The sequence below is a fragment of the Prevotella sp. P3-122 genome, assembly GCF_002251365.1.
In the GTDB taxonomy this organism is placed as follows: Bacteria; Bacteroidota; Bacteroidia; order Bacteroidales; family Bacteroidaceae; genus Prevotella.
Genome location: NZ_NPJH01000038.1, coordinates 79,385 through 95,416 on the forward strand (window position 1 = coordinate 79,385; position 16,032 = coordinate 95,416).

Sequence of the window (16,032 nt, forward strand, 5' to 3'; positions counted from 1 at the left end):
AATGCCACCTTACACCCAGGGTGCCGCTGCGCTCTACCCTGGGCTATGCGCTTTTGCGCCTACAGCGCGTGCTGGTCAATATATTTTCTGCGAACAAGTAGTCAGAGTAAATCAGGAACAGTCCCATTTTGGGTACAACAAACTGTACACCCTAATTATTAAATGAAGTGGGTGAAACCGTTTGCCATAGGAGATGAATACGTTTGCATCCCTGATAAGGTTAATAACCTTACGGCTGAAAGGTTATTAACCTTGCGGCCTTAAGGTTATTAACCTTATCGGCAATGATATATATGCATAGACCACGCAACAATATATTGTCACTCGAGATATAGCATGAACCGCAAATATGAATACGCCACAGACAAGATTTATAACCTTAGCGGCAATGAAGGTAACAAATACAGAGCACACTGCTATAAATATAAATGGTAATCACTCGAAATGTCGGATGACCCTATTTCATGTAGGATAATGACGCGCTGAAAGCGCAAAAGCGTAGATAACAGCTGGATAAATAACGCTTTTGCCCTTTCTTGCTACTGATTTTTGTACATCAAACTGTACACCCTACTTAATTATCTCACGACTGCATACACCTATTGGTTCACTACAAGCGGCATGGAGTAGCCGCTTTTAGCTTTATGCGGCATAAGCATGAAGGCGTGCCCTTGTGAAATTGGGCACGCCTTCCGTTATCAGTTGACTTTCCACTCTATGATTCCTCCACTGTAGCCTTTGCGGAGCTGGGCCTCGATTTTCAGTCCGGTGGTGGTCACGGGCTTGAAGTCTACGCTGTTGTAGCAGTCCCTCTCCGTGCCGTATGGCGTATGGTTTTCCACCTCGCGCCATGTCTCGCCGTCGCGGTAGTAGAGCTTCCAGTACTCCGGAGCACGGTAGCTACCGTCGTAGTGGTCGAAGTCGAGCCAGTAAACCTGCACGTTGCTCACCTCGTAAGGCTTGTCAAACTGGTAGGCGATAGACTCCAGAGTGCCCACCTTTAGCCACCAGTAGTGATATGGCTTCGATGTGTCTGACGAGCGGGTAGGCTCCCACTGGTCATTGACGCCCCATGCCTCACCCTCGACTGCTGCTGTCTCGGGTGCGTCCTTCTGTATAGCGCTGCGGTAGAACACGGTGCGTGCCTTCGACGCTATGGTAGGCTCGGGCTTCACGTGGGTGTATATCGGTGACTCGGGAATCCATACTGCCATCTTGTCGTAGCCGCGGTTGTTCCATGTGGAGTAGGGGATGGCCTTGAAAGTCGTTGCCGTAACGGTGCCGTCGCTGTTGGTCTGCTCGGCCTGTCCTGAGAGTTCCACTATGCCCCTGAGCTTGTCACCGACATATTCGGCCTTGATGTCGGCAGACGGGATGATGGCCTTGTTGAACACGTCCTTGTCGGGCTGGTCCTGTCCCTCAAGACAGTATACCACCGGGCCTCGCTGCAGGGCTGTCTTTCCCCGGTCGTCATTGACATTGTCGTTTGCCTTGATGCGCCTTACCTCCATGTCCATGGCTATCTCCACCTTGTCGCCACGCTTCCATTTGCGGTCGATGACGGCATATCCGTTGACAATCTCGGGCTGTATGGTCTGCCCGTTGAGCCTAATGGTGTAGCTGCCCTTGCTGTCGGCAAAGCTGTAGAGGTTGTTGGCAACGGGACGGTCTGATAGCCATGAGGGGATGCGGAGCATGACTTTCCATTGCGACTGCTTTCTGGGGTTGATGGTGATGGCCACGTTTCCGTCCCAAGGATATTGTGTGGTCTGGCTGATTTTCACCTTGTTGCCATTGGCGTTGATGTCTGCATCGCCCTGGATGTACAGGTTCACGAAGACGTCATTGCCCTGAGTGGCATAGATGTAGTTGGGCACGCTGGCAACGAAGCGGGTGACATTGCCTGGGCAGCAGGCGCAGCCAAACCACTTCTGGCGGTGGTGCTGTCCCATGGACTCAAGTGGGTTGTCGTAGAAGAACTTATCACCGTCGAGGGACACGCCGCTGAGCACGCCGTTGTAGAGTGCTCGCTCGTAAACGTCAACATACTTGGCATCGCCCGTCGCGAGGAACATGCGGTAGTTCCAGTATACGTTGGCAATGGCTGCGCAAGTCTCAGCGTATGCGGTCATATTGTTGAGCTCGTAGTTGGGACCGAAGCCCTCCCCCTGCGCGCGGCTGCCTATGCCTCCGGTGATGAACAGCTTCTTCGATGCCATGTTGTCCCAGATGCGCTCCAGGGCATGGAAGTAGGCTGTGTCGCCAGTCAGCGACGCCACGTCGGCAACACCAGAGTAGAGATATCCGGCTCTTACGGCGTGACCGACAATCTCGTCCTGTGTCAGAATGGGCTTGTGGTCCTGTGAGTACTCGCTGAGCCTGTGTCCGTCTGTGCCTCGTCCAGTCTCCTCTACGAAGTAGCGCGCCATGTCAAGGTAACGCCTATTGTTGGTCACGAGGTAGAGCTTGCAGAGAGCCATCTCTACGATGGGGTGGCCTGACGGACGGTGTATCTGTCCCTCGGCAGGGCCGAACGTCTTGCAGATGAGGTCGGCATTGCGTATGGCTACGTTGAGGAACGTGCGCTTGCCCGTGGCCTTGTAGTGGGCAACGGCACTTTCAATCATGTGTCCGGAGTTATATAGCTCGTGCGAGTTGATTTTCTCCCACTTGCTCTTGCCCCACCATCCTGACAGGCGTGTGCACTTATTGGTGACGCATGTGGTGAGGTAACCGTCGGGCTCCTGTGCCTTTGCGATGATGTTGATTACGCTGTCGAGGTAATGGTCGAGCTTGGCATCGTATTTTACGGCAAGGCTGTAGCTGGCGCCCTCGATGACCTTGTAGGGGTCGGTGTCGTCGAACGAGAAGTCTCCACGGTGCTCGCCCTTGATGAGTCCTGCCGCTATGGCGAAGTTGTCGAATCGCCCGTTGACCTCGCACTCATGGAATGCGGAGGGTATGCTGACGGTGCGGTTGACCTCTATGCGCGGCAACCAGAAATTGTCGTTGAGGTGTACTTTGTTGAATGGCACCTCGCGTATTTGCTGCTTGTCAGCCTTTGGGGCGGCTATGCCTGTTGCCGACACAAAGGCCATGGCCACGAGAATGAGTTTGCTGTTGTTCATCATCTGATCTGTTTTTGTTGTTTAGGTTACTGTTGAGGGATGGGATTAGGCCTGATGCCTCACCACAGCCACAAAATTATGAAAAATATGCCAATGTCACGACAACAAAACTCTACAAAGATGCAAAAAAAGTCTAAATTGGATGTATTTCATATTTTTGTGTACGTTCATGACACTCTGCGTTAGTGTTTTTTTGCTATCTTTGCAAGAGAAAGCCGCACTTCATCCCTAAGGGCTTTGGTGATGAGCATGAAAACCAATCGGCTATAGGCACCGGACATGTCGTTGTCTGCCCGAACACAACTAACCTTTTACAATTATGACGAAACTTAAATTTATTCTAATTCTGTTTCTCGCTTACTTTGCGCAGCGTGTAGCCATGGCAAAGGACTTCACCGTGTGCTCTCCCAACGGTAGGGTAGAGGCGGTGGTGTCGGCATCTGACAAGCTGACGCTGAAGGTTTGCCTCGACGGAAAGACACTGGCCTGCGCCCAGGACATATCGCTCGTAGTGGACAACGGACGGAAGGTGCCGCAGAATGGAAAGGCGAGGAAGACTGCTGCAAAGAAATTGAGCGAGAAGATTGACGCCCCGTTCTACCGGCAGGCCTCGTTTGATTTTGCGGCCAGGACGATAACTCTGTCTCTTGGCGACGGCTTTGCCCTGGAGGTGCTGGCCTGCGACGAGGGAGTGGCCTACCGCTTTACCACGTCAAGGAAGGGAGAGACCGTCATAGTGGACGAGAACGCCAGCTTCGCATTCACAAAGAATGACAGGGCGTGGCTTGCATATTCTACCAACGACAAAGCCCCGTTCGCCATGGCATTCCAGAACACATACCACCAGACGGCCATAGACACGGCACAATCGCTGCCTGCATTCCTACCGGCAACAGTAGACTGCGGCAATGCCAAGGTGACCATACTTGAGTCTGACCTGGTGAGCTATCCGGGAATGTTCGTACAGGCAGACGGTGGCAAGCTGAGGGCACTGTTCGCACCATACCCGAAGACCATGAAGCGATATCCATGGAGAAGCATGACCTACGTAGGTGAGACGGAGAAGTATATTGCCAAGTCGCAGGGACAAAGGACATACCCCTGGCGCATCATCGCCGTGGCAGAGAACGACTGTGACATGCCCGTCAACAACATGGTGTATGCCCTGGCAAGACCATCGAGGGTCGGGGACTGTTCGTGGATAAAGCCGGGAAAGGTGGCATGGGACTGGTGGAACGACTGGAACCTTAAAGGCGTCGACTTCAAGGCAGGCATCAACTATGAGACATACATTTATTATATAGACTTTGCAGCCAGCCACGGACTGGAATATGTGATACTCGACGAGGGATGGTATGACTCCAAGAGCGGGGACATGATGCGCCCGATTGACGACATAAGGCTGCCGGAACTGATCAGCTATGCACGGACAAAGGGTGTGGGCATTGTGCTATGGACGGTCTTTAACGTCCTCGACGAGAACCTTGAGCAGATTTGCAGTCATTACGCCGGGATGGGAGTGAAGGGACTGAAGGTTGACTTCATGGACCGTGATGACCAGACGGCCGTGGAGATGGTGGAGAGAATTGCCGATGCCACGGCCCGCCATCATCTGCTTCTTGACTTGCACGGCATATACAAGCCAGTGGGACTGAACAGGACGTATCCGAACATCCTCAACTACGAGGCTGTGTTCGGAATGGAGGAGGCCAGATGGACAGACATGAGTCAGCATGACATGCCGCTGTATGACGTGACGTTCCCATATATCAGAATGATGTCTGGACAGGTGGACTTTACGCCGGGTGCAATGAGGAACGGCACGCGGAAAGACTGGAGAGCCATATACGAGAAGCCTGTCTCCATGGGCACGAGGTGTCACCAGGCTGCATGCTATGTAGTTCAGGACAGCCCGTTCACCATGCTTGCAGACTCGCCGACCAGCTACGAGGCGGATGAGACATATACGCGGTTTATCGCTGCACTGCCTGTGGTGTTCGACGAGACACGCATCGTTGATGGCGAGATAGGCAAGTATATTGTCACGGCCAGACGCAAGGGCAATGACTGGTATGTGGCTGGACAGACCAACTGGGACGCAAGGGACATTGCCCTGAAGCTCGAATTCCTGACAGAGGGCAAGACATACAAGGCAACGCTCATGGCGGACGGGGTGAATGCCGATCATGACGCGGAAGACTATAAAATCTCTGACCTTGTGGTCGATAATGGCAGAGTTGCAGATATCAGAATGGCGCAGGGCGGTGGCTTCCTCATGAAGATTTCTCCCCTTTAACTTCCCCATAACTCCCCTTTAAAAAATAAACTAACTATTAAATATTGACAATGAAAAGATTATCGATGACAATGATGGCCGGAATGGTGCTCCTTGCTGCCAATGCGCAGGTAAAGGGCAATGCCGGCTACCCCATTTCTCCTGTTCCTTTTACCTCGGTTAAGGTTGTGGAGAACAGTTTCTGGGGACAGCGTCTGGAGGCAAGCCGGAATGTAACCATTCCGCTGGCGTTCAGCAAGTGCGAAAGCGAGGGCAGGTACAAGAATTTCGAGAGAGCCGTGCATCCGAGCGATGACTATAATGTCACGAAGCTTATGCCGTTCTCATTCGATGATACCGACCCATACAAGACCATAGAGGGCGCAAGCTATATCCTGCAGACCTATCCTGACGCCAAGCTCAAGGCGTATATCGACTCTGTGCTCGGCATCATTGCTCCTGCTCAGGAGCCGGACGGATATCTGTATACGGCCAGAACCATGAACCCCAAGCATCCGCATAACTGGGCTGGTAAGGAAAGATGGTCGAAGGAAGAGGACCTGAGCCACGAGCTGTATAACCTCGGACACATGGTCGAGGGTGCCGTGGCCCACTATCAGGCTACGGGCAGCAGGAAGTTCTTGGACATCGCCATTAGATATGCCGACTGCGTGGTCAAGGAAGTCGGAGATAAGCCAGGACAGGCATGCGTGGTGCCGGGACACCAGATTGCGGAGATGGCTCTGTGCAGGCTGTACCTCGTAACGGGAAACAGGAAATACCTGGATGAGGCGAAGTTCTTCCTCGACTATAGGGGAAAGACAAGCATCAAGCAGGAGTACTCGCAGAGCCATAAGCCCGTCGTTGACCAGGACGAGGCCGTGGGACATGCAGTAAGAGCCGCATACATGTATGCGGGTATGGCCGACGTGGCAGCACTCACCGGCGACTCGGCGTATATACACGCCATAGACAATATCTGGGACAACATCGTATGCAAGAAACTGTATATAACAGGCGGTATCGGAGCTACTGCCAGTGGAGAGGCTTTCGGACCAAACTACTACCTGCCAAACATGAGCGCATACTGTGAGACCTGCGCCGCCATAGGTAATGTGTATGTCAACTACAGGCTCTTCCTGCTGCATGGCGAGTCAAAGTATTATGACGTGCTTGAGAGGTCGCTATACAATGGACTCATCAGCGGAGTGTCGCTCGACGGTGGAGGCTTCTTCTATCCTAATCCGCTGGAGTCAATGGGACAGCATCAGCGCCAGCCGTGGTTCGGATGTGCATGCTGCCCAAGCAACATCTGCCGCTTCATACCCTCTCTGCCAGGATATGTGTATGCAGTAAAGGACAGAAATGTGTATGTAAACCTGTTCCTAAGCAACTCAAGCACACTGAAGGTGGCAGGAAAGGATGTGGCTCTGACGCAGGCTACGGAATATCCATATGATGGTGACGTGAGACTCACCATCAACAAGAATTCTGCAGGACAGTTCGCATTGAAGATAAGGGTGCCGGGATGGGTGAAAAACAAGCCTGTGCCAAGCGACCTCTACAGCTACAGCGACAATAAGAGGCTTGGGTACTATATCTCCGTGAACGGTACAGAAATAGGTTCCGATAACGGCTGTATCACGGAAGACGGATATTTCACCATAACAAGGAAGTGGAAGAAGAATGATGTAGTAAAGATACATTTCGATATGGAGCCACGTACCGTCAGGGCAAACAACCTTGTTGAGGAAGACCGCGGTATGGTGGAGATTGAACGCGGACCGTTAGTGTACTGTGCAGAGTGGCCGGACAATAAGTTCGACATAAAGAATATTATCATCAACCAGAACCCGAAGTTCGACATAGCCGAGCAGACACTCGACGCCTTCATCCCGGAGGCAAGTAAGCAGAAGCTTACGGCATACAAGGGTATGAGGATAAAAACACTGTCTACCAATGCGCAGACGCTTGCTTTCGACAAGGCTGGCAGACTGGCTACCACTGACGTTAAGCTGACTCTCATCCCGTATTATGCATGGTGTCATAGAGGAAATGGTGACATGAAGGTGTGGCTGGCACAAGACCTGAAGGCTACACGGCCTGCTGAGCCTGCAACGCTGGCTTCTACGAGCAAGGTGGCCTCGTCAATGAATATTCCTGCTCTCAGCAGCATCAACGACAGACTGGTTCCGAAGGACGGCAGCGACCGCTCCATTCCATATGCGCACTGGTGGCCAAAGAAGGCTTCCACGGAGTGGATAAGCTACGATTTCGAGAAAGAGGCTAAGGTGCAGAGCTGTACCGTATACTGGTTTGACGACCAGCCGTGGGGAGGATGCTCCGTGCCTAAGAGCTGGAAGGTCTACTACAAGGACAACAGCGGCAACTGGACTCCCGTAGAGGGCGCCGACGCTTATCCTCTTGCCAAGGGGGCTGCCTGCACGGTGAACTTCGAACCTGTTACGACAAAGGCCCTAAAACTGGAGGTTACTCTGCCTGACAACCTGTCGGCAGGCATCTTCGAGTGGAGTGTGAGGTGATGTGACTCAATCTCTGAACTACAGCTGACAATTTTTACAGGCGGGTCCTACTGATTTTACAACTTTTTTGAGAAAGGACTTGTATTAAGTACTATGGTGTACAGTTTGATGTACAAAAATCAGTAGCAACGCCCTGAACCAAAGGTCGCCGGCTGAAAGGAAAGGCAAAGGGCAAAAGCACATAGCCCAGGGTAAAGCGTAGCGACACCCTGGGCTATGTGCTTTTGCGCTTACAGCGCGACTATCACCGACATGAACTTCAGAATTAGGATATCCAATTTTTGTACATCAAACTGTACCCCCTTCTTATTAGCCGAAGGTTCCATACGAAAAGAAGCTACGCCAGCGGATGACAATCTTCCGTGAGGCTACGAAATGTACAAAGGCACTGGTGAATACGTTCGTTGCGACATTCGGTGTGGCTGACGGAATGCAAAAGAGCATTGTAAACAGCGAAGTGACATTAAATGAACTTTTCAATTGACTTGAAGAGTGTCTTCGCTGGGCGAAGTGGCTGAGCCCAACGGGTTCATTCTTTGTGGAGGAATTGTTTCTCTTTCCACGACATATTTTTGAGTACATGAACTATATGTCAGTAGAAACATCGAACATTTTACTGACATGGGAAAGATTATTAGATTTGTACTTGTGACCCTACTGACAGTAATGTCATTGACAACGCGGGCACAGGAGAAGGATACGTTGAAGGTGCAAAGTGATTCTGTGGCACGAAACGTGTCGCTGAAGGAGGTGAGCGTGGTTGCTTCGAGCATTCGTACGGAGGGTGACAGGACCACGGCATTTATTACGAAGGAAATGCGACGTGGGGCACGGAACACGGCACAGATGCTGGGAAATATCCGAGGTCTGACTTGGAATGCGGTGGACAACAGCGTGGAGTATAACGGAAAGCCAAACATCATTGTGCTGGTGGATAGTCTGGAGAAAGGTTACAGCTACGTGATGAACCTGCATCATCTGAGGTTTGAGAAAGTTGAAATCATTGATCAACCGAAAGGGAAATACGAGGGATATGATGCACTCATCAATCTGGTGACAAAGAAAAACTATGAAGGCTATGAGGGCTATCTGCGCACCAGTACAAGACTAATGCCTGCCGGACCGAATGCAGGCAAGTTCCTTTGGTTTGTCAATAGTGGTGCTTTCACTTACACGAGAAACAAATGGAATTTTGTTGCCAACGTGACGAGAATGTCTGATAACAAGAATGTACTTCAGGAGTGGTATGAACGCACTTACCCCATGCAAGAGCTGACGGAGCGAGTACTGCACAATGACGAGACGAACGAGAAACTGTTAGACAATGTGGACTATCAAGTGAATCTTTCAGTGGACTATCAGCTCAATAAGAACCACTCCTTGTCGTGGGCTTACGTATATGACTACAACCGGGACGAGAACCAGCTAAACTATCTGTTGGAGCAGCGACACATGAATATTGGTACTATTGATACATTGGACGTGCATAGCATCAACAACACCTCCAACCACAACCATAGCACTGCCCTGTTCTATCGGGGACGGTCAGGAGCGTGGAGTTATGAAGCAGACATCAACTATGTGTATAATCGAAACACGCCCGATAATACCTTTCAGCGTGGCTCGACCTTTACTCTGCTCAACCACTATAACGACCACATGTACTATACCCGCTTCCGGTCTGGAGCAAGGCGCAGTTGGTATGACAACCGTCTGCAACTACAATTTGGCTATCACAACACATGGAAAGATTACGAACGCAAGGACTTCGATAGTCAGCAACAACTTAACAATAACGGATTTCTTCGCAACAATGGATGGTTTAACCTCTGGGGGCGGCTCGACAGCATTGGCCACAACACAGCATCTGTTGGCGGCAGGATAGAACAGGTACATGTATGGAGTAACGGCATCGGAGATAACCAGTTGGTGTGGTCAATCAGCGCAATGTATTGGCACAAACTGACAGAGAAGAACTGGATTCGCTTTAACTACGACTACGGCATCGGTCATCCCAACCAAAACCAGACATCGGCCTACGGTTACTTCACCGACTCGCTTACATGGAGCGGTGGCAATCCGTTTTTGCGCCACAGCGTCAGCCATCAGTGGAAGGTATGGTTCGATGCCTGGTGGTGCTTCAATGCTCAGGCAGGTGTGACCTACGCGCCCAACACCATTACTGCCATAAGCGAACTGCGGCACGGAAGTCTGCCCAGTGGTGTGGATGGTGACTACGTTGCCAGCACATACGTCAACTCGCGTTACCTCTCGCCGTGGGTCAGTGTGTCGTTCACCAAGCGTTTCGCCAAAGACTTCGTCTATAAAGCTGACGCGCTGGCTGCCATGCCCAGTGCCAAGTATGGGGATTTCAGCCAGCATGGCCATGAGTTACGCTTTAAGACCTCGCTGCAATACTACAACCGCAAGTATCACCTGACAGCCTTTATGGCCTACGAGATGAACCACAATAAGATGGTTACTCCACAGACTTATTCAATCAACGACAAAGATGATTTGCTCTATATCTCCATCGACAAGACTTTTTTTCATGACCGTCTAACCCTGAGCTTCTTGGCTCTTTCCCCTCTCAAGTGGGGCGATGGCATCAGCAGGACTACAGTCGTATCGCCAGCCATTCAAAGCACCAACTATTTCAATTCGTGGGAGAGCAACAACCGTGGTGCCCTTCAGTTTACCCTCGTCTATCGCTTCATGGGCGGCAAGTCGGTGAGAGAATATAAAAGGGAAATGTCGGACGAAAGATGAAAAAGAAAATAAAAACGAGCTGTATAGTGCGACATATTTCTTACCTTTGTGACTATATAATAGAAAGAACCTGAGATGGAGATTGACGACAAGACACTAATAGCACGCATATTAAGTGGCCAAAGGGAGGATTTCCGCCACTTAATGCGCCGGCATGGAGGCACATTGCTTGCTTTCATTGAGAGTGTCATCGGCAATCGCGAAGAAGCGGAGGACATCGTGCAAGAGACTTTCATCAATGCATTCCGTTCTCTCCGTCAGTATGACGACGGCAAGGCATCGTTCGCCACATGGCTCCACCGCATAGCATACCACGAGGCGATTCGTCGAATGAAACGACGACGGTTTCCAGCGCTCTCATGGGATGAGGACGAAAGGCTGTTGAAATATGCCGAAGAGACTGATGCAGACGACTGGTTGAAAGACATTGCCGAGGAGCGACTGCAGAGACTTGACAAGGCCATCAGCCTGCTGTCCGAATATGACCAGATGCTCCTGCGGCTCTACTACGAAGACGACCGGGCTCTGAAGGAGATAGCCTACATACTCGACAGTGAGGCCAGCATACTGGCAAGCCGGCTACGACGAATCAGAAACAGACTAAAAAAAGAATTGCAAAGAACAGATGAAGACATCAAGTGACATAAAGCCCAAAGACGACGCACTCCGTCAGCTCATGCACCGCAGGAAGGAACGCCGCCCAATGACAGAACTCCCCAGGGAAATTGAGGACAGGGTGATGGAGCGGATTGCTGCAATAGAGAAAGCTTCTGTCCCAAGAGCCAAAATTGTGCAGTTATGGTTTCTTCGTGCTATGAGTGCAGCCGCTGCTGTTGCATGCATCTTCTTTCTTGTGGAAACGATGATTCCAGAAGAGAAGGAAGAGTCATCAAATGTTGTAGCAAAAACAGAAGTCCCCAAGCCTGTAGAGCAAGAAGCAGAACCAGAAAAAGAACATCCTCAGATTGCAGAAGTGAATCCGCTTCCCGCTCAAAGAAAGAAGCCAACGCCCAAGACTAAGACTAATGTCATTGCGACTTTAGAGGATAATCCTCTTGCAAAGGCCGAAGCCGATGTGTGCATAGACTGCGAGATGGACGCTATGGACGATGAATTGACAGCCATGATTAATGAATTTGAAAACCAATAAGAAACAATATGAAGCGCTTTGTTATATTTCTATTACTGCTCTGCCCAATGGGCATGCAAGCACAGTCAACAACTGAACGAGCAGTTGACAGCATTATGAACTATCTGGCCTTGAATTGCCTCGACGGTTCTTTTGTCATTGAGAGCAATGGGCGCAACCATGCAACACGTGGCGAAATCACTATCGACAACGGACCAATGGCGGCTACGATAAAACTCATCAATGGCATCCGACCTTATATAGATCAGCTGCCCCACCTGCGGAAAATGACCGATGAAAGGGCTGGTGAGGTGTTCGAAGGTCGCATCGCCATGCGGCTACAGCCAGAGCCAGGAGACACGTCGGCCTACTTCCTCATGACCTACAACCGTTCGAAGATGACGTTCAAGTACGGCGTGAACAGTCCTGGCAGCATCAGCCTGACCAGTAGCTCCGCAAAAGGGTCGGGCGTAGGCTTCAGCCAAAAGGGACTGTCGGCAGAGGAAGCTGCTCCTCTCACACATCTTTACGAGGAGTTCACCCATCGCAAGGATGCTCGCATAGTTGATACTGTGTTCGTATATGATGGAGATAAAGACTATGAGTGGTGGCTTGGAGCCACAGGGGAGCGCAGCCGCACCAAAGCTCAAATCATCTTGCTGCCATCGCCAACGCTCAAGGACATGCAGGAGTGGCTAAACGTAGTGAACCGATATGGTAGGCACCCTGATGTGACCCTGTTCCAGAGCAACCGCATGATTCGTGGCGATGTCTATCTGGCGAGCAGCACCTGCTCGCTCATCGTAGGTGGTGATTTCCACCTATACTTGGCAGGTCTTTATCACGGGTATTTTTGCCTTGTCCGCGTGATATCACGCTCCGACCAACCTGGTGAGGTCGTGCCTGGTTTCGCAAGACTTATTGACCATCTGACAGGGGCTGAACAAACCGTTCACTTCGCAACAGGCCATCCTACCAAACTCGTCCAACTGATGGAGAAAGAAATCTCGAACTTACAATCACAGGCTGGTGCGGAGGTTATCGACACACTCTTCCTCAGCAACGACCACGAAGGGCATATTTGGTGGATGGGCATAGACAGTCGCTGTCCCACCCGAGCCTGTATTGTTCGCGCCCCATCATCAGAGAAAGAGTTCGCCTCACTTCACCAACGCATTCGCAAGTCTATCGATAATATTGTGAACTATCAGGCATGGACAGACGATGACACCGATGAAGACCGAAGAATCTTCCTCTGTTGGACAGATGAAAAGCAGCAGCTTCATGCCTATGTCATCTACTATATGATAGCCACTCACCATCTCGTCATTGAACGCGCTGACGGTGAGGAGTCTAGCAGCATCTGCATCCCTCACTACAAGCAGAAGTGGTTTGATTAGCCAAATAAATGAAAGAATCACGTATTCCTTCCCCTATACAAACAAGCACTATTGCGTTGTTGCGAGCAGCCTACGGCGACATTAAGAACAGAGATTTGTTGCTACAGTATGCTACCTCATCCGCAACCGAAATGTTCTGGATTTTAGCATCGGGTAATCCTGTAGCTCATTGGTAGTCTGGCGAAAAAAAAAGAGTTGCACCACCTCACGGCGGCACAACCCGGCAAACTTAAACAACCAATAAAAGAAATAGATTGTCTTATTCGGATTTCGCAAGTAGAGTGAAATATTAGAAAAGCGTCCGCAAGTGGAGTGTATACCCTTGCGGACGCCTTTTTTATGTACGCTCGGCATGAGCATTGTCTAACGGGTGCAAGTCCCGAGTGAGCCCTAATAGCGGGAATCACATAGCCCAAGGCAAGGGTGTCCATCGCGAGGTGGAATCTGAAGGAAGCCGTCGGCAAATATCTGGTCTAACGAACAGAAACTTCATATAAGGCATATGACCGTGGGTAAGGTTGCATAACAAACCAAAGCCCGATAGCTATTCGGAACGGTCGGTGTAAATGAAGTAGGCATAAGATGGAAGACAATGCCCTTATCCGAGGAGGTCTCACGGACATGGTGATTAGTTGCTTTTACGAAAGCCATGGAGTAAAGCTTGCCGTGAGAAGTCAGCAGACGTCATAGTAGTGGAGTAATCGGTAACGCTCCATGAAGGACAGAACCTAACAATTAAACGATAGTAATTGAGAGTTACCAAATGAAAGATAGAATGCAGAAAACATCAGCTTTTGCTAATGACTGCCCCCAAAGAAATAGGACGGAATCCGAAAGGTATGGGGGAGTGCAGACTTTCATGTGGATGACCGAAGACAACATCGTGGAAGTTCCATTTGACAAGGAGCACCTATTGGAAGTAATCCTCAGCCCCGACAACCTCAACCAAGCCTACTTGGCAGTATTGAGGAACAAGGGATGTGGCGGTATCGACAAGATGTCATGTGAGCAGCTGCTTCCATGGCTCAAGGCTAATAAGGATGAACTGATACGCTCCTTGCTTGACGGTACATACCGTCCGAATCCCGTCCGCAGGGTAGAGATACCCAAGGACAACGGCAAGAAGCGCCTGCTGGGCATACCGACCGTGGTTGACCGCATGGTGCAACAAGCCATCAACCAAGTACTGACAATAATCTATGAGCCCCAATTCTCCAAACGAAGCTTCGGCTTCCGCCCGAGGAGAGGATGCCTTGACGCATTGCGAGAAGTGCAGAAGATAGTCGATGAAGGCTACAAGTACGTAGTTGACCTCGACCTCGAACGCTTCTTCGACACAGTGAGCCACAGCAAACTCATAGAGATACTCAGCCGCACCATCAAGGATGGCAGAGTAGTCAGCCTTATACACAAATATCTTCGGAGCGGAGTCATAGACAAAGGACTGTGGCATGCAAGCGAGGAAGGCACCCCACAAGGGGGACCACTGAGCCCACTTCTCAGCAACATCATGCTGAACGAGTTGGACAAGGAACTCGCACGCAGAGGACACCCCTTTGTACGCTATGCCGACGATTCGATGATATTCTGCAAGACCAAGCGTGCCGCAGAACGTGTACGAGATTCAATAACCAAATTCATAGAAGGGAAGCTATTCCTAAAGGTGAACAAGGAAAAGACAGTAGTCTCATACATACGAGGTGTGAAGTACCTTGGCTACTCCTTTTATGTAAACAAGGGTAGATGCCAACTCACCGTACACCCGAAATCCAAGGCAAAGATGAAGTCAAGACTAAAAGAGCTGACAAGTCGAAGCAACGGATGGGGTTACGAAAAGAGGAAGCGTAACCTTAAAGAGTACATACGAGGATGGGTAGGATACTATCACCTTGCCAATATGAAACGTCTTTGCCAAGAGACCGATGAATGGTTAAGACGTAGAATACGCATGTGTATATGGAAGGCTTGGAAGAAAACAAAGACAAAGGTGGCAAACCTCATCAAGTGTGGAATCAGCCATGATAAGGCATGGTCTATAGGCAATGCCCGCCAAAGCCACTGGCGCATGGCAAAGAACTACTATGTTAACACGGCAATATCCACGCAGAATCTAAAGAAGGCGGGCTACTTGTGTCTTATGGATTCGTATCTCGAATGGAATCCAAAATAGGAACCGCCGTATGCCGAACGGCACGTACGGTGGTGTGTTATGCGAACTTCCATTTTATGCGAACTTCTTGTTGAATATATCTGTTAAAGGCAGACATCTGCAATGAGAAGTTCGCATAAAAAATATGATTGTCAGAAAACAAAAAGTTCATCAATATCTTCTTCGCTCCAGTTTTGTTGAATCGAGTTGGTCGCAGGATTTCTCACAGAAGCAGCAGCCTCGTCCATCATTTCCAAAGTTATATCAAGGTATTGCATTGTGGTTTCTATATGTTCATGTCCTAATAACTTTGATACAACTGGTAATCGATGGCGTTCCTTTACCCAGTTGGTGGCTCTTGTATGTCTGAACAGATGTGAATGCATGTCCAAAGGTACCTCGTCACAAGATTCATGAGCAGAACATGCATGCTGTTTCAATCGTTTTTGTATCGCACGAGATGAAAGTTTGCTTGTTTTTCCCTTCGAAGGAGAAAAGAACAGAAAAGAATCAGGATTAGGATTTGTGCCATGAATACGTTTGATAAACAATGATATCTGGATCATTATGTTCTCGTCAAGCGGCATACATCTGTATTTATTGCCTTTTCCGTTGAACAGGATGCTGCCTGTTACATTT

Annotated in this window: 9 protein-coding genes; 7 read left to right on the plus strand and 2 right to left on the minus strand. The window is 50.0% G+C overall.

Annotated features, from left to right (window positions below; genetic code table 11):
• Positions 1-698: 698 nt before the first annotated feature.
• On the minus strand, positions 699-3,131 hold the full coding sequence (locus CIL02_RS07445) for a glycoside hydrolase family 127 protein (RefSeq protein WP_371589166.1): 2,433 nt from the start codon (positions 3,129-3,131) through the stop codon (positions 699-701).
• A gap of 316 nt (positions 3,132-3,447) precedes the next feature.
• On the opposite strand from CIL02_RS07445, the gene CIL02_RS07450 reads away from it, so the two are divergent.
• The 7 genes from CIL02_RS07450 (at position 3,448) to ltrA (ending at position 15,414) form a co-directional block, all read left to right on the plus strand.
• Positions 3,448-5,424 (plus strand): glycoside hydrolase family 97 protein, encoded by a 1,977-nt coding sequence (locus CIL02_RS07450; RefSeq protein WP_094400470.1) that lies wholly within the window; start codon positions 3,448-3,450, stop codon positions 5,422-5,424.
• A gap of 50 nt (positions 5,425-5,474) precedes the next feature.
• Positions 5,475-7,946 carry a glycoside hydrolase family 127 protein gene (locus tag CIL02_RS07455; RefSeq protein ID WP_094400472.1) on the plus strand — a complete coding sequence of 824 codons (2,472 nt, stop codon included), beginning with the start codon at positions 5,475-5,477 and terminating at the stop codon, positions 7,944-7,946.
• A gap of 621 nt (positions 7,947-8,567) precedes the next feature.
• On the plus strand, positions 8,568-10,715 hold the full coding sequence (locus tag CIL02_RS07460) for a hypothetical protein (RefSeq protein WP_094400474.1): 2,148 nt from the start codon (positions 8,568-8,570) through the stop codon (positions 10,713-10,715).
• Between the two features lie 75 nt (positions 10,716-10,790).
• Positions 10,791-11,357, plus strand: coding sequence for an RNA polymerase sigma factor (locus tag CIL02_RS07465; RefSeq protein ID WP_094400476.1), 567 nt, complete (start codon positions 10,791-10,793; stop codon positions 11,355-11,357).
• Positions 11,341-11,865, plus strand: a complete 525-nt coding sequence (locus tag CIL02_RS07470; protein ID WP_094400478.1) for a hypothetical protein — start codon at positions 11,341-11,343, stop codon at positions 11,863-11,865. The genes CIL02_RS07465 and CIL02_RS07470 overlap by 17 nt, the downstream gene beginning before the upstream one ends.
• 95 nt (positions 11,866-11,960) lie before the next feature.
• Positions 11,961-13,244: a hypothetical protein gene (locus tag CIL02_RS07475; RefSeq protein ID WP_141210161.1), complete on the plus strand. Its 1,284-nt coding sequence runs from the start codon at positions 11,961-11,963 to the stop codon at positions 13,242-13,244.
• Positions 13,245-14,007: 763 nt separating this feature from the next.
• On the plus strand, positions 14,008-15,414 hold the full coding sequence (ltrA, locus tag CIL02_RS07480) for a group II intron reverse transcriptase/maturase (protein WP_094400482.1): 1,407 nt from the start codon (positions 14,008-14,010) through the stop codon (positions 15,412-15,414).
• A 131-nt stretch (positions 15,415-15,545) separates the two neighbouring features.
• On the opposite strand, the gene CIL02_RS07485 is transcribed toward ltrA, so the two are convergent.
• Positions 15,546-16,032 (minus strand): tyrosine-type recombinase/integrase (locus tag CIL02_RS07485; RefSeq protein WP_170935039.1); only part of this gene is annotated, 487 nt, incomplete at its 5' end.

Coding starts and splice junctions, on each gene's coding strand:
- CIL02_RS07445 (WP_371589166.1), bottom strand. CDS start 3,131: ATGATGAACAACAGCAAACTCATTCTCGTGGCCATGGCCTTTGTGTCG.
- CIL02_RS07450 (WP_094400470.1), top strand. CDS start 3,448: ATGACGAAACTTAAATTTATTCTAATTCTGTTTCTCGCTTACTTTGCG.
- CIL02_RS07455 (WP_094400472.1), top strand. CDS start 5,475: ATGAAAAGATTATCGATGACAATGATGGCCGGAATGGTGCTCCTTGCT.
- CIL02_RS07460 (WP_094400474.1), top strand. CDS start 8,568: ATGGGAAAGATTATTAGATTTGTACTTGTGACCCTACTGACAGTAATG.
- CIL02_RS07465 (WP_094400476.1), top strand. CDS start 10,791: ATGGAGATTGACGACAAGACACTAATAGCACGCATATTAAGTGGCCAA.
- CIL02_RS07470 (WP_094400478.1), top strand. CDS start 11,341: ATGAAGACATCAAGTGACATAAAGCCCAAAGACGACGCACTCCGTCAG.
- CIL02_RS07475 (WP_141210161.1), top strand. CDS start 11,961: ATGAACTATCTGGCCTTGAATTGCCTCGACGGTTCTTTTGTCATTGAG.
- ltrA (WP_094400482.1), top strand. CDS start 14,008: ATGAAAGATAGAATGCAGAAAACATCAGCTTTTGCTAATGACTGCCCC.